The sequence below is a fragment of the Pseudomonas guariconensis genome (assembly GCF_040822035.1).
Classification (GTDB): domain Bacteria; phylum Pseudomonadota; class Gammaproteobacteria; order Pseudomonadales; family Pseudomonadaceae; genus Aquipseudomonas; species Aquipseudomonas guariconensis.
Genome location: NZ_CP162012.1, coordinates 4,721,417 through 4,742,166, shown reverse-complemented (window position 1 = coordinate 4,742,166; position 20,750 = coordinate 4,721,417). Strand labels below are relative to the sequence as shown.

Below are 20,750 nucleotides of genomic sequence, written 5' to 3'. Positions count from 1 at the left end.
GGAAGGCAATCGCGCCCGGTGGCGCGGCCGGGCTTCAAACCCGGTTGGGGACGGCATCCGTTCCCGGGCAGGTTCGACTCCCGCTGCCTTCCGCCATTTCTCCGAGAACCTCTGGGGAGCGGGTTTATCGAGGCGTCGAACCGCCGCGAATGCGTCAGTCTGGGCGACCTTCAGGCCCGCTCACCGCACAGGTCCAGGGCAAACCAGTGTTCTGCCGCCTGCACATCCAGCCCTGCGCCCAGCAGTGCGAACAGCTTGCCCAGCGCCGCCTCGCGGGTCATGCCGCCGCCGCTGACCAACCCGGTATCGCGCAGGCGGCTGCCAGCGGCATAAGTATCGAACACCACCGAACCTTCAGGGCACTGGCTGATCGCAACGATCATTACCCCGCCTGTGCGGGCTTCGTGCAGCGCGTCCAGCAGCGCCTGGTCATCCGAAGGGCCGGTGCCGCTGCCATAGCATTCCAGCACCAGACCCTGCACGCCGGTAGCGAGCATCGCCTGCACGAAGCCGGCCTGCAGGCCAGGCACGACCGGCAGCACCGCAAGGCGCACCGGCTGGCGGCGTTGGCGATAATCCAGTGTCGGCGGGATCGCCGTGGCGCGCTCGCCTTCGCGGTGGCGGGGCAGAGCTGCGAAGGCATCGAAGGCTTCGCTGCGCAGCTTCGAGGCCCGGCAGCCATGCAGCAATTGGCCATGGAAGTACAACTGCACGCCATTGCCCAGGCCGCTTTCGAACAAATTCAGGGCGCCAAGCAGGTTGTCCCAGGCGTCGCTGTCCGGCGCACCGGCCGGCAGCATCGAGCCGGTCAGCAACACCGGTACAGGCAAGCCCAGCAGCAGGAACGACAATGCCGCCGCGCTGTAGGCCAGGGTATCGGTGCCATGCAGCACCAGCACACCGTCATGGCCGTCGTGTTCCACCGCCTCGACGATGGCATCGCGCATGGCCAGCCAGTTGGCCTGTTGCATGTTGGCGCTGTCGATCAATGGGTCGAGTTCGCGCAGCGACCACTGAAGGCGGGGCGCCACGGCGTGCAGCGCCAGGTGCTCGCGCATTCGCGCCTCGAAGCCGCTGGCCGGCGCCAGGCCCTCAGGGGTCTGCAGCATGCCGATGGTGCCACCGGTATAGAGGACGAGAAGATTCTTGACTGCACGCATGGAAAGCATCCGTAGCGATGAGCGGAGAAGGAAAGCCGCCCCGGACGGGGCGGCTGGGCAGCAGAGGATATCAGCGCTGTGGCTGAGCTTGGGCGACGGCTTTGTCAGCGGCGGTTTCAGCCTGAGGATTGGCCGGCCAGGCGTTGCGGTCCAGGTCCAGGTCAGCGAACTTGCTGGAGTCGAACACCGGCTGGTCGATGCCCGCGCGGCGCTGTTCGTCGTAGTCGCGCATCACGCGCAGACCGACCTTGAATAGCAGGGCCAGAGCGATCAGGTTGACGAACGCCAGGCAGGTCATGGTGATGTCGGCGAAGGCGAACACGGTCGACAGGTCTTGCATCGAGCCCCATACCACCAGCGCCAGTACCAGGCCGCGGAAGATCATCAGCACCACGCGGTTGCGGCTGAGGAACTGCAGGCTGTTCTCGCCCAGGTAGTAGTTGTAGAGGATGCAGGTGAAGACGAACAGCGACAGGGCGATGCTGACGAACAGACGGCCCCAGTCACCGACCACGGCGGCCAGCGAGTTCTGGGTCAGGACGATGCCATCACCTTCGAAGCCCGGGGTGTAGAAGCCCGACAGCAGGATCAGCAGCGCGGTGCAGGTGCAGATCACGAAGGTATCGAGGAACACGCTGAAGGCCTGGACCACGCCCTGGGCGCCCGGGTGCTTCACGGCGGCCACGGCGGCGACGTTCGGCGCACTGCCCAGGCCCGCTTCGTTGGCGAACACGCCACGCTTCACACCCATGACGATGGCGCTGCCGAGCAGGCCGCCGAACGCAGGGTCGAGGCCGAAGGCGCTCTTGAAGATGGTTTCCAGCATGGCGGGGACGTGTTCGATCTGGGTGCCGATCACGTACAGGGTCACGCCGATGTAGGCCAGGGTCTTGATCGGGACCAGCAGGTCCGACACCGCGGCGATGCGCTTGATGCCGCCGATGAAGGTAATGGCCAGCAGCACGGCCAGGACGATGCCGGTGTGCTTTGGATCGAAGGCAAAGGCGTTCTGCAGCGAGTGGGTCACGGTGTACGACTGCAGGCCGATGAAGGCGAAGCCGTAGGTGACCAGCAGCAGGATCGAGAACACGATCGCCATGCTTTTGAGCTTCAGGCCGTGCTGGATGTAGTACGCCGGGCCGCCTCGGTACAGGCCGTCGCCGTCGGCGCGCTTGTAGACCTGGGCCAGGGTGCATTCGAAGAAGCTGCTGGACATGCCCACCAGCGCGGTGACCCACATCCAGAACACGGCGCCTGGGCCACCGAGGGTCACGGCGATGCCGACGCCCGCGATGTTACCGGCGCCTACACGGCCGGCAAGGCTCAGCATCAGGGCCTGGAACGAGCTCAGTTGGCCTGCCTGGCCGCGGAGGGATTCCTTGAAGACCCCGAACATGTGGCCGAAATGACGGAACTGGACGAACCGAGAACGGATGGTGAAGTAACCGCCGAGTCCGACGATCAGCACGATGAGGAGTTTCCCGGAAAGGAAATCGTTGAGTGCTTCGAGCATTGAAAAATGACCTCGATTCTTATTGTTCGTGTGGAAAGACCAGCGGGCGGCAGGCGCACCGCTATTGGGGGCGCATGGTTGGCCATGACAACAACGGTTACAATTTCGCGTGTTGCTCTGACTTGATGCGACTTGATGCTAAACTTGCACCACTCGCATCATCTGGACCCTTCTCATGGGCGATCATTTCGCTATCAATCTCAAACTGGCGTGCAGTCATTACCGCTCTATTTCAGAGGTTTGCCGACAGCTTTCGATCAACCGCGCGCAGTTCAACAAGTACCTCAGCGGCCAGAGCCGTCCGACGGCTTACAACCTCAAGCGCATCGGCGACTTCTTCGGTGTCGAGGAATACGAATTGGGTCTGCCGCCCGAGCAGTTCGCCCGCCTGATCGGGGCTCGCAATCTGTCGGCCGAATCCGGACCGCAGAACGACCCGATCAGCGAGCTGTTCAAGCCGCTGCATGCCCATGCGGGCAATCTGTCGCGTTATTGCGGCTATTACTTCGAATATTCCAACTGCATGTCGGTCCCAGGCTCGATTCTGGTGTCGCTGGTGCACCTGTGGGAGGAGCGCGGCAGCTTTCTGTTCGAGCGCCAGGAGCGACAGGAGCGCTCCAGTGCCACCGATCTGCATGCAGAGGTACGTTGCCGCTACCTCGGCGCAGCCTTCCAGTTGCAGGACCGGGTCTTTCTGATCGACTACGAATCACTGACGCTCAACGAGATGAGCCAGACCGTGCTCATCCCCAGCTTCAAGAGCCGCATCACCCGGCTCAACGGTTTGAAGACCGGAGTCTCCAGTGGGGATCGGCGCAACCCGGCCTGTACCCGCGTGGTATGGGAGTACCTGGGCGAGGAGATCAACCGCATCAACGCCTACCGCCAGGTGAGGCTGTACCGCCCGGACGACCCGCGCATCGATGACGACGTACGCGAGCGCCTGAAGGCAGGGCCGATCAGCAACGGCTTGTTCGAGATCGAGTGAGCGCGGTCCCGCGACGCATGCGCCGCGCTGCTTGGCAATTCGTCATCGACGCCGGATGTCCTGTCGCGCCCAGGCATGTGCTGTGGTTGGACTTCCCCGAGAGGAACCCGCAAAATGTCCGCTTCCTTCTATCAACCTGTTCGGATCTGCTGACTCTATGCGTATGCGCCTGATGCTGTTGGGTGGTGGCAATGCCCTCGGGCAAGCGCTGATTCGTCTCGGGGCCGAAGAGGACATCGGATTCCTGGCGCCGCGCCCACCGGAGAACGGCTGGGGGCCGGCCAGTCTTACGCAATTGCTTGACGATCACCGTCCCGATGTCGTGGTCAACCTGGCGTACTATTTCGACTGGTTCCAGGCCGAGTCGGTCAGCGAACAACGCCTGGCGTTGCAGGAGCGGGCCGTTGAGCGGCTGGCCGAGCTCTGCCAGCACCACCAGATCATTCTCGTGCAGCCTTCGAGCTACCGAGTGTTCGATGGCTCAAGGGCCACGGCCTACAGCGAAAAGGATGAGCCGGTGCCCTTGGGCCTGCGTGGCCAGGCGCTCTGGCGGATCGAACAGAGCGTTCGGGCGACCTGTCCGCAGCATGTGCTGCTGCGTTTTGGCTGGGTGCTCGACGAAAGCATCGACGGCGTGCTCGGCCGCTTCCTCACCCGCGCCGAGCAACCCCAGGAGCTGCTGCTGGCCGATGACCGCCGCGGCAATCCGACGCCGGTCGACGACGCCGCACGGGTGATTCTCTCGGTGCTCAAGCAGCTCGATTGCGACGCACCCCTGTGGGGTACCTACCACTACGCCGGCAACGAGGCGACCACGCCGCTGGCGCTGGGCCAGGCGATCCTCGGCGAGGCGGCGCAGTGGCACAAGCTGGCCGTGCAGGCCCCTACGCCCCAGGCCCATGCCGCGCGCCCCGATGCCAGCGAGGAACCGCAGAACGCGGTGCTGGCCTGCAAAAAGATTCTTCACACCTTCGGCATCAAGCCCCGCGCCTGGCGCGCCGGCTTGCCGTCTCTACTGGACCGGTTCTACCGACATGGCTGACGCCCCCATCCTGATCACCGGCGGTGCCGGCTTCATTGGCTCCCACCTGTGCGATGCGTTGCTGGATAAAGGCTATGCGGTACGGGTGCTCGATGACTTCTCCACCGGCAAGCGCGCCAACCTGCGTCTGGACCATCCCGGCCTGGACCTGATCGAAGGCGACGTCGCCGATGCCGAACTGGTACGCCGGGCCACGGCAGGCTGTCGCGCCGTGGTGCACCTGGCCGCGGTCGCGTCGGTACAGGCGTCGGTCGAAGACCCGGTGCGTACCCACCAAAGCAACTTCATCGGTACCCTCAATGTCTGCGAAGCCATGCGCCTGGAAGGCGTGCGGCGTGTGTTGTTCGCCTCCAGCGCGGCGGTTTATGGCAACAACGGCGAGGGCCAATCGATTGCCGAGGACACGCCCAAGGCGCCGCTGACCCCTTATGCGGTGGACAAGCTGGCCAGCGAGCAGTACTTGGACTTCTATCGTCGTCAGCACGCGCTGGAGCCGGTGGTGTTCCGTTTCTTCAATATCTTCGGACCGCGCCAGGATCCATCTTCGCCCTATAGCGGGGTCATCAGTATCTTCTGCGAACGTGCTACCCAAGGCCTGCCGATCACGGTCTTCGGCGATGGCGAGCAAACGCGAGACTTCCTATACGTGGGCGATCTGGTCCAGGTGATGGTCCAGGCGCTGGAACTTGAACAGGTCGAGGAAGGCGCGGTGAACATTGGCCTGAACCAGGCGACCTCGCTGAACCAGTTGCTGGCGGCGCTGGAAAAGGTAGTCGGCAGTTTGCCTGCCATCCATCACGGGCCGGCGCGCTCGGGCGACATCCGCCATTCACGGGCGGACAACTCCCGCCTGCTGGCGCGTTTCGACTTCCCGCAGCCTACCTCGATGGTCGACGGATTGGCCCGGCTGTTGGGCAAAGCCTGATCTCCTTGATCAGCGCGCGTCACGGGTCATTGCCCATGGCGTACGCGCTGGCGATGGCAGTCCTGCGGGCCGAGTAAACGGCCATCCTTGGCCCGCACCTGCAGGCGTTCGATGGGTTGGCCGTTGACGTTGTCCAGCAGCACCGAGCGCTCATCCCCCGCCTTGAACAGGAAGCGCTCTCCCCACTGGCGTAAGCCAATGACCACAGGAAAGACCGCGCGCCCTTGCTCGGTCAGCACGTATTCCTTGTAGGCACTGCCATCGGACGCCGGCTGCAGTTCGAGCAATCCGCTTTCCACCAGCAGCTTCAGCCGCGCGGCCAGGATGTTCTTCGCCAGTCCCAGGTTTTTCTGGAACTCACTGAAACGTCGCAGGCCATCGAAGGCGTCTCGCAGGATCATCATCGACCAACGGTCGCCGATTACGTCCAGGGCACGGGCCACCGGGCAGGGGTCGTTTCTCTCGTCGGGCATGGGCGTACTCTGTGCGGGATAACTGGTTGCAGATTAAAACCAGCTTTGCTAAATAGCCAGCAGCTGGTTTCTATTTGAAACCAGATTGCCTGAGGAGCTTGCCATGCCTTCCCTGACATCCGCGTCGCCTGGCCACATGCAGCCAAGCCGGGCGCTGACCTTGCTGCTCGCGGCCGCCTGTGCCCTGGCGGTCGCGACGGTGTACTTCGCCCAACCTTTACTCCAATCCATGGCGCGCAGCCTGGCGATACCCCAGGCCTACATCGGCTTAGTGGTGGGCGCGACCCAGGCGGGGTACGCCATTGGCTTGCTACTGATTGTTCCGTTAGGCGATCTGCTTGATCGCAAGCGCCTGATTCTTGGTCAGTTGCTGATGTCGGCGTTGGCTTTGCTGGCAGTGAGCATGGCCTGGGATTGGGCCGTGCTGCTGGCAGCCATGGGAATGGTCGGGCTGATGGCGGTGGTGGTTCAGGTAATGGTCGCTCATGCCGCAACCTTGGCTTCGCCGTCCAGACAAGGACAGGTGGTGGGCACGGTCACCAGTGGCGTGGTGGTGGGTATCCTGCTGGCGCGTCTGGTCGCAGGTGGCCTTGCCGACCTGACCGGCTGGCGTGGTGTCTATGTCGGGGCGGCCGGCTTGTCGCTGGCGATGGCATTGCTGTTGTGGCGGGCGTTGCCTGCTGTCGCGCGCAATCAACAGGGGCCGGGGTACTGGAGACTGCTGGGCTCGCTGGTCGGGTTGTATCGGCATGATCGGCTGTTACGCCAGCGTGGCCTGTTCGCGTTGCTGGTCTTCGCCGTCTTCAGCGTGTTCTGGAGCGCCATGGTATTGCCCCTGAGCGTTGCGCCCTTGGCCCTGAGCCCTACCCAGGTTGGCCTGTTCGGTCTGGCGGGCCTGGCCGGTGCTTTGTCGGCGTCGTGCGCTGGACGCCTGGCCGATCGCGGGCTGGGCAACCGTACCACTGGCCTGGCATTGGGGCTGCTGGCATTGTCATGGCTGCCGAGCGCCCTGCTCGAGCAATCACTATGGGCCTTGGTGGTGGGGGTGTTGATTCTGGATTTAGCAGTGCAGGCGGTGCATGTGACCAACCAGAGCCTGCTGCTGGCCGGACGTGGCGAAATGGCGAGTCGGCTGATCGGCGCCTACATGTGCTGTTATTCGATCGGCAGTGGGTTAGGGGCGGTGGCCGCGACCTGGGTATATGCCCGATGGGGCTGGCTGGCGGTGTGTGGCCTGGGCGCGTCGATCAGCGCTTTGGCCTTGGGCTACTGGGGGTGCCTGGAGTTTGGCGGGAGCGTGAAGCGTGACATGGCGGCCGAGGCCGCCATGTCGGGTGGGGATCAGAACTTGTAGCCCAGGCCCACCATGTAGACCCACGGATCGACATCCACGTCGACCTTGGTCTTGCCCACGCTCAGGGCGCTTGGGCCGTCCACGGTGGCCTTGGTGTCGATGTCGATGTACCAGACCGAGGCGTTGACCAGCAGATTCTCGGTGAGCATGTAGTCCATGCCCAGCTGGGCAGCCAGACCCACCGAATCTTGCAGCTTCAGGTTGCTGAAGCCCTGCTTCTTGCGGGAGCTGCTGAGGTCTTCATCGAAGAAGGTGGTGTAGTTGATGCCAACGCCCGCGTAAGGCTGGAACTTCGAGGAAGGCTCCATCGGGTAGTACTGCAGCGACAGGGTCGGCGGCAGTTGCTTGATGTCGGCCAGCTTGCCATCCAGGCCAGGGCCAAGGCCTTTGACAGCCACGGTGTGGTTGAACGGCGTGGCAGCCAGCAGCTCCAGGCCGACGTGGTCGGTGAGCATGTAGGCGAAGGTCAGGCCCAGCTGGGTGTCGCTGTCCAGGGTCGCCTTGGTGCCCGATACCTTGGTGCCATCGAGCTTGAGGTCGCTGCTGTCTTCGTTCGGCGCTACGGTGATGGCACCGGCACGCATGATGAAGTCACCGGCCTGGTGGGCATGGGCGACGGGGGCAGCGAGCGCCAGTGCAATGAGCGAGGCGCCGAGCAAGGACTTGTTCATGGAAGCTCCCAAAGGACGTAAGTAATCGAGTAGTCCAATGGTAAGGAGCCGGCCGAAACGAACTGTTGATTCAGCTCAACGAAGACGTGTCACAACGCCTAAACAGCGCTCATTGAAGCTCGTAGGCGTAGATCTTTTCAGCTTCCATCTGGTAACCGGCATCGGCCAGTTCACTGCTGGTGGCTTTGACCTGCATCCGGCCTTCGATCCAGTAGGGCTGGTAGAGGTCTTCGATGCGCACGCCCATCTCGCTGACGATATGCACGATCTGGTTCGGCGGTGGCGGCGGCACGTGGATGCAGGCGCCGTAATAGGGCACCAGGAGGAACTCGGTGGTACGGCCTTCCTCGCTCACTTCCAGCGGCACGATGTAGCCGGGCAGCTTGACCCACTGCCCATCCAGCGCCTTGACCACCGGAGCGTGGGGCGCCTGCTGGCGCGCGGCAGGGGCTGATTCGGCCAGGGCGTTACCCAGTTGTGACAGATCATGCAGCGGTGCCATCTGGGCTGGGACCACCGGCGCCCCCTCCGGGATCAAGGCAGGCCAGTCCAGGGTTCTGGGCTCGTCGCCCCAGGCAGGGGACAGAATGAACAGCAGCAACAGCACAAGTTTGCGACGCATGATCGATTCTCAGAGATGGATCGACAGGCCATCGGCCAAAGACTGACGATAGGCACGCCAGGCCGGCACGCTGCCCATCAGCAGCGCGGCACCCAGGATGATCGCCAGCAGCGTCCATTCATGGGCGCTCGGCCAAGCCAGCGGCAGGTAGAGGCCATAGTTGGCCTGCACGTAACCTTGGGTCAGGGCGATTCCCGCATACAGCAAGCCTAGCCCGGCACCGATACCGGCCAGTGCCAGGGTGAGCGCTTCGAGCACCAACAGCCCGGCTATGTGCCAGGGGCGCGCGCCCACCGAGCGCAGGATGGCCATTTCCCGGCGGCGCTCGTTGAGGCTGGTGAGGATCGCCGTGAGCATGCCAATCAAACCCGTCAGTACCACGAACAGCGACACCACGAACAATGCCTGTTCGGCTGTGCCCATCAGGCTCCAGAGTTCCTGCAGAGCAACCCCAGGGAGGATTGCCAGCAGCGGCTCGCTACGGAATTCGTTGATTTCTCGCTGCAGGCTGAAGGTGGCGATCTTGTTGTTCAGGCCCAGCATGAACGCCGTGATCGCGGCGGGTTGCAAGTCCATGCCGCGCGCCTGGTCGGCGCTGATGCGTCCGGCGCCACGGGCTGGAACGCCGTTGTGCCAATCGACGTGGATTGCCTCCATGCCGGCCAGGCTGATGTGCAGGGTGCGGTCCACCGGCGTGCCGGTGCGTTCGAGGATGCCGACGACGGTAAAGGGTTTGTCGTCGTGCTTGACCAGGCTGATGGCGGCCACGCCGTGGGCCAGCACCAGCTTGTCACCGAGTTTGTAGTGCAGCGCCTCGGCCACTTCGGCGCCCAGCACCACTTCGAATGGGTCCGCTGCGAAGGGCCGGCCTTGGCTCAGGGCCAGATGTTGCTGGCGTGCGAACTGGTAATGGTCGAAGTAATCGCCTGTGGTACCCATCACCCGATAGCCGCGATGGGAGTCGCCGAGGGAAATCGGGATGGCCCATTTCACCCGCGGGTCCTTGGCGTAGTGTTCGAAGCTGTCCCAGCGGATGTTGTTGGTGGCATTGCCGATGCGAAACACCGAGTACAGCAACAGGTTCACCGACCCCGAGCGGGCGCCGACGATCAGGTCGGTGCCGCTGATGGTGCTGGCGAAGCTGGCGCGGGCCTCCGTGCGCACACGCTCGACAGCCAGCAACAGGCACACCGACAGTGCGATGGCAAAGGCCGTCAGGAAGGCGGTGAAGCGGCGGTTGGCCAGGCTGGCCAGGGCAAGGCGGAGCAAGTACATCAGGCCTCCTGGGGCTTGGCCGCGCGATTGAGTTCGACCAAGGACAAGTGACGGTCGAACAGCGGAGCCAGGCTCTGGTCATGGCTGACGAACAGCAGGCTGGAGCCGGCCGCACGGCATTCGTCGAACAACAGGCGGATGAACGCCTCGCGGGTATCGGCATCCAGCGCCGAGGTGGGCTCGTCGGCGATCACCAGCTCGGGCTGGCCAATCAGCGCCCTGGCGGCGGCGACCCGCTGTTGCTGGCCGATCGACAGGCTGTCTGCACGCCGGGCAAGTAGCGCCGGGTCAGTCAGGCCCAGGTGGGCCAACAGCGTGGCGGCCGCCTGGTCGATGCTGCCATGGCGCTGGACCGCCCGTGCGGCGCGGCTGCGTGAGAAGCGGCAGGGCAACTCGACGTTCTCCCGTACCGAGAGAAACGCCAGCAGGTTGAACTGCTGGAAGATATAGCCGGTGTGGTCGACCCGAAACCGATCACGGGCGCCCTGGCCCAAGGCGGCGAGGTCCTGGCCGAGCAGCAGGATCCGGCCTTGATCGGGGCGATTCACTCCGCCCAGCAAGCCGAGCAATGTAGTCTTGCCGCTACCGCTAGGGCCCTTGAGGAACAGCGCTTCACCGGCTTGCAGGCGAAACGCGGGGATGTCCAGCAAAGGTGGCTGGCCGGGCCAGGCGAACCGCAGCCCTTGCAGGTCGATCAGCGCCTGGCTCATTCAGAACGCGACCACGCTGTTGGTGGGGGAGGCTTGCAGGCCTTTCTGGCCGTTCGGGCCGATCAATTGCACATTGATCTTCTGGGTCGCCGGGAAAGCCCGGAACAGCGGGGCGAGGTCTACCTGGGCGAGCTTGCCAGGCGCTACGCATTTGAATTGGTAATGGGCGTTGACGTCGGCGTGTTCATGCCCGTGCTCGTGACCATGCTCGTCATCGTCGTGGGCGTGTGGTGCATCGCCAAACAGCGGGCTGCCGAGTTCCTGGGCGTCCTCCGTGCAACCGGCGGCCTGGTCCACGCCGAATAACTTCAACGGTTGCTCAAGTTGCTGGCGTACGGCGGCGACCTTGGCCTTGTCGGTGTCGCGGGTGGCTGCATGCTCGAAGCCGACCAGGTTCATCGCCGGGCTGTCCAGCTCCAGTTCCAGGGTATTGCCATCGAGCACCACGTTGAGCGTGGCCACACCATGTTCATGGGCGCCGAGGGTACCGTGGGCATGATCGTGATCATCGTGGGCCTGGGCTGCAACCAAGGGAAGCAGGGCGAAGGGTAGGGCGAGAAGCAAGCGGCGCATGGAGGACTCCAGGGGCGGGCAAGAAATGGTTTCGTAATGTTATAACAAGTTTTTCGGCGCTGACCACCTGCCTGGCGCAGGTTTCATGTTCATGGGAGCATGAAGCCATCGACCCTGTAGGTAAGGAAGGTAGCGTGAGAATACGTGGACAAATCGGCGATTGGCCGGTGGACCTGACCATCGAGCTGGAGCCTGCGGAGTGGGCGCAGTTGGGACGTCAACTGGAGGCGCCGGCCATTGCCGAAGCGGCGGCTACGAACGCAACCACCCCACCACAGCAGGACGATGGGCAATGGTTGGCTGCCTGTGAGCTGCTGCGTCAGGCCGTGCAGATCAGCGGGCCGGAGTTGCTGGGGCGCCTGGAAGGACTCGCCGGCAGCACGGCAGCGGGCAAGCGGCTGTTGGTGCGTTTGCGCCACAGCAATGAGGTGAAGGTGGAAAGCGGCCCGGACGCGCCGGTGTATCACTGGGTAGGATGAGCGAGGGCCGCTGTGCGGCCCATCGCAGGCCATCCCGACAGCACATTGGGAGCTGGCGTAGCCTGCGCTTGGGCTGCAAAACAGCCGCAATGACGATCAGAACATCGCCGCCGACAGCTTACGCCGATAAACGCTCACCAGCGGATGATCATTGCCCAGCAGCTCGAACACCTGCAGCAACGCCTTCTGCGGCAGGCCATCTTCGTAGCCGCGGTTGCGCTGGAATAACTTGAGCAGGCCCTCGAGCGCTGGCTCGTACTGCTGGCGAGCCAATTGCTGGATGCACAGCTGGTAGGTTGCTTCGTCATCCTGCGGGTTCTGCGCCAGGCGGCTCTTGAGCTCGGCAACTTCCGGCAGGCTGGCGGCCTGGCGCAGGAAGGTCAGCTGGGCCTTGGCGCCGGCCAGGGCGGCCTTGTGCTCGTCGGTCTTGACCGCATCCAGCACCACCTGGGCTTCGCCCAGCTCGCCTCGCTCGGCCAGGCAACGGGCATAGAGGATCAGCCCCTCGACATTGCTGTTGTCTTCGCTCAGCAGCGCCTGGAGCAGCGCTTCGGCTTCGCTGAAGCGGCTTTCGGCGAACAGTGCCTTGGCCTGCTCCAGCGGCGAGGCGGTCGGTGCGGCGGGCATTTGCACGTGGGGTTCGAGCATCGCGCGGATGGCCGACTCAGGCTGGGCGCCGGCAAAACCGTCGACCGGCTGACCGTCCTTGAACAACACCACGGTCGGCAGGCTGCGGATACCGAACTGGGCGACGATCTGCTGCTCCACATCGCAATTGACCTTGGCCAGCAGCAACTCGCCCTGGTAACCCTCGGCGATCTTGGCCAGCAACGGCATCAGCGCCTTGCACGGCGCGCACCATTCGGCCCAGAAATCCACCAGCACCGGCTTGTGAAAAGAATTCTCGATGACCAGTTGCTGGAAGGTGGCATCGCTGGCATCGAAAATGTACGGCGTGTCTTGGTTCATCGCGACTCTCGCAAATCCTTGAATGGCACCACTATAAAGGCTCGCGGCTGGCGTGGTACAGGCTGACCCGGCGGAATTCGTGTGGCTCGGCCAGGTCCGGCAGGGTCAGCGCCTCGAGCACGCCAAGCGCCTGATAGCGCGGATGATCGAAGTTGCGCACCCGGGAATCGGCCACCAAGGCCTGGCGACCGCGGCTGAGGAATTCATCGAGCAGTGGCAGGTTGGCGCGGTCGTAGAGCACGTCGGCGACGAGAATCAGGTCGAAGCGGTCTTGTTCTGCGAAGAAATCGCCGCTGTAGCCAAGTTTCACGCCGTTGAGCGCGGCATTGGCGCGACAGGCATCCAGTGCCAATGGGTCGAGGTCGCAGGCCACGACTTCCAGTGCGCCTGCACGTGCGGCGGCGATACCGGCGATACCTGAGCCTGCGCCGAAGTCCAGCACCCGCTTACCGCGTACCCAGTGCGGTTGCTCGGCCAGGTAGCGGGCCATGGCCAGGCCGCTGGCCCAGCAGAAGCTCCAGTACGGCGGTTCGTCGAGGATGCGCCGGGTTTCCTCGGGGCTGAAGGCGCGGTCCATGTTGTCGGCGTCGATCAGCCATAGCTTCAGTTCGCAGTCAGGTAGCTCGCTCTCGACCAGACGCGCCTCGCCGATCAGACCGCTCAGGGCCCGCTGCAGATGCAATGGGGGCATCTAGGGCGCCTTCTCGAAGCGCAGGGGACCAGTGGCCTGGGTGGTGGCCTGGGCGATACGCAGAGGTGGCAGGTGCAAGATCAACTGCCCAGAGCGACTGGCCCGGCCGCGCAACTCCACGCGAGCGCCGGCAGGGAAGGCTTCGGGGCTGAAGCGCAGGCGATAGGGCAGGTCCTGTCCGGTACCGGTGAGGTTGCTGCTCGCCAGCAGGCGCTGCGGACGGCCACGCTCATCGATGACCAGCAGCGCCAGTTCCACTTCGGCGCCGGCCGGCACTTGTAGCAAGGTGCCGCTCAGTTCGCGCTGATAGGCCGGCAGCGGGCCCAGCTCCTCGCCTTTTTTCTTCACGGCCTTGGCCGGGGGCGCGGTGACAGTTTGCTCGGGCTTGGGTTGGTCGCTGCCGCAGGCGGCGAGCAGGCCGGTGAGGCACAGCACGACGAGCGCTCGGTAGTGCATGGGGTAATCCTTCGCAGGCAGAATTCCATGGATGGTAACCCCTTTGGCTTGTCTTGCCAGTGGGATGCGCTACCATGGCCCTCCCTTTTTTTGTTGCCTGCCACCATGCACTGTCCCTTTTGCGGTGCCAACGACACCAAGGTCATCGACTCGCGCCTGGTCGCCGAGGGCGAACAGGTGCGCCGCCGCCGTGAATGCGTCGCCTGCGGCGAGCGCTTCACCACCTTCGAGACCGCCGAGCTGGTCTTGCCCCGGCTGATCAAGCAGGACGGCACCCGCCAGCCCTTCGATGAAGAAAAACTGCGCGCTGGCATGCAGCGAGCGCTGGAAAAACGTCCGGTCAGTGTCGAGCGCCTGGAAGCGGCGCTGGCGCACATCAAGCACAAGCTGCGCGCCACCGGTGAGCGCGAGGTCAAGTCGCTGGTGGTGGGCGAACTGGTGATGGCCGAGCTGCGCAAGCTCGACGAAGTCGCCTACATCCGTTTCGCATCGGTCTACCGGCGCTTCCAGGATCTGGACGAGTTCCGCGAAGAAATCGACCGCCTGGCCCGAGAGCCCGCCAAAGAATGACCATGCCAAGCCAAACCGCCATTCTCGATGCCCACTACATGGCGCGAGCCCTGGAATTGGCCCGCAAGGGCCTGTACAGCACCCATCCCAATCCGCGTGTGGGGTGTGTGATCGTGCGTGACGGCGAGGTGGTCGGCGAAGGCTGGCACGTGCGAGCCGGCGAACCCCATGCCGAAGTCCATGCCCTGCGCCAGGCCGGCGAGCGCGCACGAGGTGCGTGTGCCTACGTGACGCTCGAGCCTTGCAGCCACCATGGCCGCACCCCCCCATGCGCCGAGGCGTTGGTGCAGGCTGGCGTGGCCCGGGTCGTGGCGGCGATGCAGGACCCCAACCCGCAGGTGGCAGGCAAAGGCCTGCGTCGCTTGGCCGAGGTCGGCATCGAGGTCAGCAGCGGCGTGCTCGAGACTGAGGCCCGGGCGCTCAATCCGGGCTTTCTCAAGCGCATGGAGCATGGACTGCCATTCGTACGGGCCAAGCTCGCCATGAGCCTGGACGGTCGCACTGCCATGGCCAGCGGCGAGAGCCAGTGGATCACCGGCCCTGCAGCGCGCGCCGCGGTACAGCGCCTTCGCGCCCGTTCCAGCGTGGTGCTGACCAGCGCCGAAAGCGTGCTGGCCGACAACGCCCGCATGACCGTGCGCGGCGCCGAACTGGGCCTGGACCCAGACACCACCGCCCTGGCCCTGGCACGTCCGCCATTGCGTGTCCTGATCGACGGACGCTTGCGTCTGCCGCTGGACGCTCCGTTCTTCCAGGCCGGCCCGGCCCTGGTGGTGACCGCCGTCGCCGCCGACCCTCGCTACGCCCAGGCTGGCCACGAACTGCTGAGCCTGCCAGGCGAGCATGGCAGGGTCGATCTCCTAGCCTTGCTGCGCGCCCTGGCTGCCCGTGGTGTCAACGAAATCCTGCTGGAGGCCGGCGCTGGCCTGGTCGGCGCCTTCGCGAGCCTGGGTTTGGTGGATGAGTTCCAGTTGTTCGTCGCTGGCACCTTCCTGGGCAGCAGTGCTCGCCCGCTGCTGGACTGGCCGCTGGCAAAGATGAGCGAGGCCCCGCGTTTGAAAATCACCGAGGTGCGCGCAGTCGGCGATGACTGGCGGATCACGGCCATTCCCTTGCCGGCGTCCGGCGTATAATGCCTGGCTTGCCACGCGCAGCCCTGTTCCCGAGGAGGACACCATGTTCACCGGCATCATCGAATCCATCGGCACCATCCGCAGCCTGACGCCCAAAGGCGGTGACGTGCGCGTCTATGTAGAGACCGGCAAGCTTGACCTGGCCGACGTCAAGCTCGGCGACAGCATCGCCGTCAACGGTGTCTGCCTGACGGCCGTGGAACTGCCAGGTGACGGCTTCTGGGCCGATGTCAGCGTCGAAACGCTCAAGCGCACCGCCATGGTCGATCTCAAGAGTGGCAGCCGGGTCAACCTGGAAAAAGCCCTGACCCCCACCACCCGCCTGGGCGGTCATCTGGTCAGCGGCCACGTCGACGGCGTCGGCGAGATCATTTCGCGCAGCGATAACGCGCGCGCTATCCAGTTCCGCGTGCGTGCGCCCAAGGAGCTGGCCAAGTACATCGCCCACAAAGGGTCGATCACCGTCGACGGCACCAGCCTGACGGTCAATGAGGTCGATGGCGCTGAGTTCGAGCTGACCATCGTCCCGCACACCCTGTCCGAAACCATCATGGCCGACTACCGCGCAGGTCGTCGGGTCAACCTTGAGGTCGACCTGCTGGCCCGTTACCTGGAGCGTCTGCTGCTGGGCGACAAGGCTGCCGAGTCGAGCAAGGGCAGTGGCATCACCGAAAGCTTCCTGGCCGCCAACGGCTACCTGAAATCCTGATTGAGAAGGGGGTGCCGAGTGGCGCTCAACAGCATCGAAGAGCTGGTGGAAGACATCCGCCAGGGCAAAATGGTCATTCTCATGGACGACGAAGACCGTGAGAACGAAGGCGACATCATCATGGCCGCCGAGTGCTGCCAGGCCGAGCACATCAACTTCATGGCCAAGCACGCCCGTGGCCTGATCTGCATGCCGATGACCCGCGAGCGCTGCGAAACGCTCAAGCTGCCGCTGATGGCGCCACGCAACGGTTCGGGCTTCGGTACCAAGTTCACCGTATCGATCGAAGCGGCCGAAGGCGTCACCACCGGCATCTCCGCCGCCGACCGCGCGCGCACCGTGCAGGTGGCCGCCGCTCGCGATGCCAAGGCCGACGACATCGTCAGCCCAGGCCATATCTTCCCGCTGATGGCCCAGGCCGGCGGCACCCTGGCCCGCGCCGGGCACACCGAAGCGGCCTGCGACCTGGCGCGCATGGCTGGGTTCGAGCCCAGCGGTGTGATCTGCGAAGTGATGAACGACGACGGCACCATGGCCCGTCGCCCGGAACTCGAGGCCTTCGCCGCCGAGCACGGCCTGAAGATCGGCACCATCGCCGACCTGATCCACTACCGCATGATCCACGAGCGCACCGTGCAGCGCATCGCCGAGCAGCCGCTGGACAGCGAGCTGGGTCAGTTCAATCTGGTCACCTACCGCGACGCGGTGGAGGGCGATGTGCATATGGCCCTGACCCTGGGCACCATCTGCGCCGAGGAGCCGACCCTGGTGCGGGTGCACAACATGGACCCGCTGCGTGACCTGCTGATGGTCAAGCAACCGGGCCGCTGGAGCTTGCGTGCAGCGATGAGTGCCGTGGCCGAGGCCGGCAGTGGCGTGGTACTGCTGCTGGGCCACCCGCTGGATGGTGACGTGCTGCTGGCGCACATCCGTGAAAGCGCCGGTGACGCCCAGCCCAAGACCCCGACCACCTACAGCACCGTCGGTGCCGGCTCGCAGATCCTGCGTGACCTGGGGGTGCGCAAGATGCGCCTGATGAGCTCGCCGATGAAGTTCAACGCGATATCCGGATTCGATCTGGAAGTTGTAGAATACGTGCCCTCCGAGTGACACAGGCGTAACTGTCGTCCTGCCGCTCGTGTCCAAACCCTCCCGCAGGCCGCGTGTGCGCGGCCTCGCTCTTTAAGATGAGAACACCGGAATGACCCTGAAGACCATCGAAGGTACCTTCATCGCCCCCAAAGGTCGCTATGCTTTGGTGGTTGGCCGCTTCAACAGCTTCGTCGTCGAAAGCCTGGTGAGCGGTGCCGTTGATGCCCTGGTACGCCATGGCGTCAGCGAAAGCGACATCACCATCATTCGTGCCCCGGGCGCCTTCGAGATCCCGCTGGTTGCACAGAAAGTCGCCCAACAAGGCGAATACGACGCGATCGTCGCCCTGGGCGCGGTGATCCGCGGCGGTACCCCGCACTTCGAATACGTGGCGGGCGAGTGCACCAAGGGCCTGGCCCAGGTGTCCATGGAGTTCGGTGTTCCGGTGGCCTTCGGTGTTCTGACCGTCGACTCCATCGAGCAAGCCATCGAGCGTTCCGGCACCAAGGCCGGCAACAAAGGTGCCGAAGCTGCCCTGTCCGCCCTGGAAATGGTCAGCCTGCTGGCGCAGTTGGAGGCCAAGTGATTAGCGACGAAAGCGATCGTTTCAACCCGCGCGAGCCACGCGCGGCGGATGCCGGCAAGCCCTCGAAGAGCGCCAAGCGCCGCGAAGCCCGCAAGCTCGCGACCCAGGCGCTGTATCAGTGGCACATGGCCCAGCATTCGCTGAACGAAATTGAGGCTCAGTTCCGGGTCGACAACGATTTCTCCGATATCGATGGCGCCTATTTCCGCGAGATCCTGCACGGGGTTCCGGCAATCAAGGGCGAGATCGACAAGGCCCTGGCTCCGTGCCTGGACCTGCCGCTTGAGGAACTCGATCCGGTCGAGCTCGCGGTGCTGCGCCTGTCCACCTGGGAGTTCATCAAGCGCGTCGACGTGCCGTACCGCGTCGTGATCAACGAAGGCGTGGAACTGGCCAAGGTCTTCGGTGCCACCGATGGTCACAAGTTCGTCAACGGTGTGCTGGACAAGCTGGCTCCGACGCTGCGTGACGCGGAAGTCAAGGCGAACAAGCGCTGATCGCGGCGCTTTCCGACCATGGGTGAGTTCGAGCTGATCCGCCATTACTTCGCTGCCGCGTCCTGTGCGCAGGGCGGCGAAGGTGTGGTCCTCGGCATCGGTGACGACTGCGCCCTGCTGGAACTACCGGTCGGCGAGCAGTTGGCGGTGTCCACCGACACCCTGGTCGAAGGCGTGCATTTCCCTGCGGCCTGCGACCCACTGCTACTTGGCCAGCGTTCCCTGGCGGTAGCCGTCAGCGACTTGGCGGCCATGGGCGCCGACCCGATCGGTGTCACCCTGGCCCTGACATTGCCCAGGGTTGGCGCCGACTGGCTCAGGCAGTTTGCCGACGGCCTCAACCTCATGGCCCACCGATGCGGTGTCAGCCTGATCGGCGGCGACACCACCCGCGGCCCCTTGAGCATCACCGTCACCGTGTTCGGCAAAGTGCCCGCCGGGCAGGCCCTGCGCCGTAGCGGCGCCCGGCCGGGCGATTTGCTGTGTGTCGGCGGTCATCTGGGCAATGCCGCAGGTGCCTTGCCGCTGGTGCTGGGCCAGCGCCAGGCGCCGGTCGAGGTCGCCGAGCCGCTGCTTGCCCACTACTGGTCGCCGATGCCCCAGCTTGTCTTGGGGCGGCGGCTGCGCGGTCTGGCCACGGCAGCACTGGATATCTCCGATGGGCTGCTCGCCGACTGCGGCCACATTGCCAAGGCTTCGGGCGTTGCCTTGGAGGTGAACGCCGAGCAGGTGCCCGTCTCGCCGGCCCTGGAAGCCTTTCTGGGGCGCGAGGCGGCCCTGTACGCCGCGCTCACCGGTGGTGACGACTACGTACTGGCGTTCACCCTGCCTGAAGCACTTCTTTCATCCTTGCCTGAAACGGGCGTCATCCATGTCATCGGTCGCGTGCGCGAAGGGCAGGGTGTGAGCCTGCGCGACCGGCAGGGCCAGGACATCACCCCGACGCAACGGGGCTATCAACATTTTAGGGAGACACCGTGACCGACCACCCCAACCAGGTGCCTGCGGAGTTCGTTCCGCCTTCGGTCTGGCGCAACCCCTGGCATTTCATTGCCTTTGGCTTCGGTTCCGGCACTTTGCCCAAGGCGCCCGGCACCTGGGGCTCGCTGGTCGCCTTGCCGTTCATCCCGCTGTGGCAGATGCTGCCGGACTGGGGTTACTGGCTATTGCTGGGCATCACCATGCTGTTTGGCTTCTGGCTGTGCGGCAAAGTCGCCAATGACTTGCGGGTGCACGACCATGAGGGCATTGTCTGGGACGAGATGGTCGGGATGTGGATCACCCTGTGGCTGGTGCCAGAAGGCTGGCAATGGCTATTGGCGGGGTTCTTGATGTTCCGCTTCTTCGACATCCTCAAGCCGTGGCCGATCCGCTGGGTCGACCGTCACGTGCACGGCGGTGTCGGGATCATGCTCGACGACATCCTGGCTGGTGTGTTCGCCTGGCTGGGCATGCAGGTGTTGGTATGGGTGGTTGCCTGACTTAAGGAGTGGGTCATGGGCATAAGGACGGTGCTGCTGGCAATGGTGTTGCTGCTTGGCCCAGGGGCGAGCGCGGTCATGGCTGAAAGCCTGCCCAGGCAGATCCATCTGGTCAGCGAAGAGTGGCTCGACTACACCAACGCCGATGGCACCGGCGTGGCGTGGGATGTGCTGCGCAAGGTCTTCGAGCCCGCAGGCGTGAAGGTACTGACCCAGAGCGCGCCTTACAGCCGGGCGGTAGGGTTGGTCAAGCGCGGCGAAGCCGATGCCTGGGTGGGCTCCTACCACGAGGAAAACGACGACAACCTCTATCCCCGCTGGCATTTCGATGTGGATCACATCTATGCCCTGGGCCTGGTCAGCAAGCCTGTGCCGACGCCCGAGAGCATCGGCCAGTACCGGCTGGCCTGGGTACGCGGCTATGAGTTCCAGAACTACCTGCCTCATGTCAAAAGGTACCGCGAGGTCCAGCGCCGCGAAGGTATCCTGCCGATGCTCGAGCACGATCGTGTGGACTTCTACATCGATGCCTTGACCGAGGTCGACTATGTCTTGGACCGGGCATCTGATCCTGACCGCTGGCGTCGTACCCATGTTGCAGAGCTGCCGCTGTACCTTGCCTTCGCTCGCAACGACAAGGCCAAGGCGCTGAGCGAACTGTTCGATCGGCGCATGCAGGAACTGGTGCGCAGCGGAGAGCTCAAGCCTATTTTCGAGCGCTGGCAGCAGCCGTACCCTTTCACGCCAGAGAGCCAGCCGTACTGATATGGCGTGAGACGCT

The 20,750-nt window shown here is 64.4% G+C and carries 25 protein-coding genes and 1 tRNA gene; 15 read left to right on the top strand and 11 right to left on the bottom strand.

Features of this window, described 5'->3' with window-relative positions:
* Positions 1-96 (top strand) — tRNA-Sec (locus AB1N67_RS22025).
* Between the two features lie 74 nt (positions 97-170).
* On the opposite strand, the gene AB1N67_RS22020 is transcribed toward AB1N67_RS22025, so the two are convergent.
* A complete protein-coding gene (locus AB1N67_RS22020) occupies positions 171-1,160 on the bottom strand; it encodes an asparaginase (protein WP_090346916.1) in 990 nt (329 codons plus the stop codon).
* Positions 1,161-1,230: 70 nt separating this feature from the next.
* On the bottom strand, positions 1,231-2,673 hold the full coding sequence (locus tag AB1N67_RS22015) for a sodium:alanine symporter family protein (protein WP_043210256.1): 1,443 nt from the start codon (positions 2,671-2,673) through the stop codon (positions 1,231-1,233).
* Between the two features lie 175 nt (positions 2,674-2,848).
* Here AB1N67_RS22015 and AB1N67_RS22010 point away from each other — a divergent pair, with 175 nt between their 5' ends.
* The 3 genes from AB1N67_RS22010 (at position 2,849) to AB1N67_RS22000 (ending at position 5,628) form a co-directional block, all read left to right on the top strand.
* Positions 2,849-3,661, top strand: coding sequence for a helix-turn-helix transcriptional regulator (locus AB1N67_RS22010; protein ID WP_043210254.1), 813 nt, complete (start codon positions 2,849-2,851; stop codon positions 3,659-3,661).
* Between the two features lie 157 nt (positions 3,662-3,818).
* Positions 3,819-4,703: a sugar nucleotide-binding protein gene (locus AB1N67_RS22005; protein ID WP_043210252.1), complete on the top strand. Its 885-nt coding sequence runs from the start codon at positions 3,819-3,821 to the stop codon at positions 4,701-4,703.
* Positions 4,696-5,628 carry an NAD-dependent epimerase/dehydratase family protein gene (locus AB1N67_RS22000; RefSeq protein WP_367863384.1) on the top strand — a complete coding sequence of 311 codons (933 nt, stop codon included), beginning with the start codon at positions 4,696-4,698 and terminating at the stop codon, positions 5,626-5,628. The genes AB1N67_RS22005 and AB1N67_RS22000 overlap by 8 nt, the downstream gene beginning before the upstream one ends.
* Positions 5,629-5,654: 26 nt before the next feature.
* Here the strand turns inward: AB1N67_RS22000 and AB1N67_RS21995 are convergent, their stop codons facing one another.
* Complete coding sequence (locus tag AB1N67_RS21995; protein WP_090346918.1) at positions 5,655-6,101, bottom strand: helix-turn-helix domain-containing protein; 447 nt, start codon at positions 6,099-6,101, stop codon at positions 5,655-5,657.
* 136 nt (positions 6,102-6,237) lie between these two features.
* Here AB1N67_RS21995 and AB1N67_RS21990 point away from each other — a divergent pair, with 136 nt between their 5' ends.
* Complete coding sequence (locus AB1N67_RS21990; protein ID WP_367863880.1) at positions 6,238-7,455, top strand: MFS transporter; 1,218 nt, start codon at positions 6,238-6,240, stop codon at positions 7,453-7,455.
* Here AB1N67_RS21990 and AB1N67_RS21985 read toward each other — a convergent pair.
* The 5 genes from AB1N67_RS21985 to AB1N67_RS21965 all read right to left on the bottom strand — a co-directional run bounded on the left by AB1N67_RS21985 (position 7,443) and on the right by AB1N67_RS21965 (position 11,306).
* Positions 7,443-8,126, bottom strand: coding sequence for an OmpW family protein (locus AB1N67_RS21985; protein WP_043210247.1), 684 nt, complete (start codon positions 8,124-8,126; stop codon positions 7,443-7,445). The two genes, AB1N67_RS21990 and AB1N67_RS21985, sit on opposite strands and share 13 nt — an antisense overlap.
* Positions 8,127-8,235: 109 nt before the next feature.
* Positions 8,236-8,748: a DUF3299 domain-containing protein gene (locus tag AB1N67_RS21980; protein WP_043210245.1), complete on the bottom strand. Its 513-nt coding sequence runs from the start codon at positions 8,746-8,748 to the stop codon at positions 8,236-8,238.
* Between the two features lie 9 nt (positions 8,749-8,757).
* Positions 8,758-10,023, bottom strand: a complete 1,266-nt coding sequence (locus tag AB1N67_RS21975) for an ABC transporter permease (RefSeq protein ID WP_043210242.1) — start codon at positions 10,021-10,023, stop codon at positions 8,758-8,760.
* Positions 10,023-10,733, bottom strand: coding sequence for an ABC transporter ATP-binding protein (locus AB1N67_RS21970; RefSeq protein ID WP_043210239.1), 711 nt, complete (start codon positions 10,731-10,733; stop codon positions 10,023-10,025). Before AB1N67_RS21970 ends, AB1N67_RS21975 begins: the two co-directional genes overlap by 1 nt.
* Positions 10,734-11,306 (bottom strand): DUF2796 domain-containing protein, encoded by a 573-nt coding sequence (locus AB1N67_RS21965; protein WP_090346919.1) that lies wholly within the window; start codon positions 11,304-11,306, stop codon positions 10,734-10,736.
* A gap of 134 nt (positions 11,307-11,440) precedes the next feature.
* Between AB1N67_RS21965 and AB1N67_RS21960 the strand changes: the two genes are divergently transcribed.
* The gene (locus AB1N67_RS21960; protein WP_043210236.1) at positions 11,441-11,785 is read left to right on the top strand and encodes a hypothetical protein; all 345 of its coding nucleotides are present in this window, start codon (positions 11,441-11,443) and stop codon (positions 11,783-11,785) included.
* Positions 11,786-11,881: 96 nt separating this feature from the next.
* Here the strand turns inward: AB1N67_RS21960 and trxA are convergent, their stop codons facing one another.
* Genes trxA through AB1N67_RS21945 form a run of 3 tightly spaced genes read right to left on the bottom strand, consistent with a single transcriptional unit; the run spans position 11,882 to position 13,901 of the window.
* A complete protein-coding gene (trxA, locus tag AB1N67_RS21955) occupies positions 11,882-12,754 on the bottom strand; it encodes a thioredoxin (protein WP_043210233.1) in 873 nt (290 codons plus the stop codon).
* 31 nt (positions 12,755-12,785) lie between these two features.
* On the bottom strand, positions 12,786-13,445 hold the full coding sequence (locus AB1N67_RS21950; protein ID WP_070573927.1) for a methyltransferase: 660 nt from the start codon (positions 13,443-13,445) through the stop codon (positions 12,786-12,788).
* Positions 13,446-13,901, bottom strand: coding sequence for a hypothetical protein (locus AB1N67_RS21945; RefSeq protein ID WP_070573929.1), 456 nt, complete (start codon positions 13,899-13,901; stop codon positions 13,446-13,448). It lies immediately after the preceding gene.
* Between the two features lie 105 nt (positions 13,902-14,006).
* On the opposite strand from AB1N67_RS21945, the gene nrdR reads away from it, so the two are divergent.
* The 9 genes from nrdR (at position 14,007) to AB1N67_RS21900 (ending at position 20,734) form a co-directional block, all read left to right on the top strand.
* Entirely contained in the window at positions 14,007-14,471 is a 465-nt protein-coding gene (gene nrdR / locus AB1N67_RS21940) for a transcriptional regulator NrdR (RefSeq protein WP_043210325.1), read from the top strand.
* Positions 14,472-14,473: 2 nt separating this feature from the next.
* A complete protein-coding gene (gene ribD / locus AB1N67_RS21935; protein WP_090346921.1) occupies positions 14,474-15,604 on the top strand; it encodes a bifunctional diaminohydroxyphosphoribosylaminopyrimidine deaminase/5-amino-6-(5-phosphoribosylamino)uracil reductase RibD in 1,131 nt (376 codons plus the stop codon).
* Positions 15,605-15,647: 43 nt separating this feature from the next.
* Positions 15,648-16,313 (top strand): riboflavin synthase, encoded by a 666-nt coding sequence (locus AB1N67_RS21930; RefSeq protein ID WP_043210224.1) that lies wholly within the window; start codon positions 15,648-15,650, stop codon positions 16,311-16,313.
* A gap of 18 nt (positions 16,314-16,331) precedes the next feature.
* Entirely contained in the window at positions 16,332-17,423 is a 1,092-nt protein-coding gene (gene ribBA / locus AB1N67_RS21925; RefSeq protein ID WP_043210223.1) for a bifunctional 3,4-dihydroxy-2-butanone-4-phosphate synthase/GTP cyclohydrolase II, read from the top strand.
* Between the two features lie 91 nt (positions 17,424-17,514).
* Positions 17,515-17,991: a 6,7-dimethyl-8-ribityllumazine synthase gene (ribE, locus tag AB1N67_RS21920; protein ID WP_043210219.1), complete on the top strand. Its 477-nt coding sequence runs from the start codon at positions 17,515-17,517 to the stop codon at positions 17,989-17,991.
* A complete protein-coding gene (gene nusB / locus AB1N67_RS21915; RefSeq protein WP_043210218.1) occupies positions 17,988-18,488 on the top strand; it encodes a transcription antitermination factor NusB in 501 nt (166 codons plus the stop codon). Before ribE ends, nusB begins: the two co-directional genes overlap by 4 nt.
* 18 nt (positions 18,489-18,506) lie before the next feature.
* On the top strand, positions 18,507-19,469 hold the full coding sequence (gene thiL / locus AB1N67_RS21910) for a thiamine-phosphate kinase (RefSeq protein ID WP_102082504.1): 963 nt from the start codon (positions 18,507-18,509) through the stop codon (positions 19,467-19,469).
* The gene (locus tag AB1N67_RS21905) at positions 19,466-19,969 is read left to right on the top strand and encodes a phosphatidylglycerophosphatase A (RefSeq protein WP_043210214.1); all 504 of its coding nucleotides are present in this window, start codon (positions 19,466-19,468) and stop codon (positions 19,967-19,969) included. Before thiL ends, AB1N67_RS21905 begins: the two co-directional genes overlap by 4 nt.
* Positions 19,970-19,984: 15 nt before the next feature.
* Positions 19,985-20,734, top strand: a complete 750-nt coding sequence (locus tag AB1N67_RS21900) for an ABC transporter substrate-binding protein (RefSeq protein WP_043210212.1) — start codon at positions 19,985-19,987, stop codon at positions 20,732-20,734.
* The last annotated feature ends 16 nt before the right edge of the window (positions 20,735-20,750 follow it).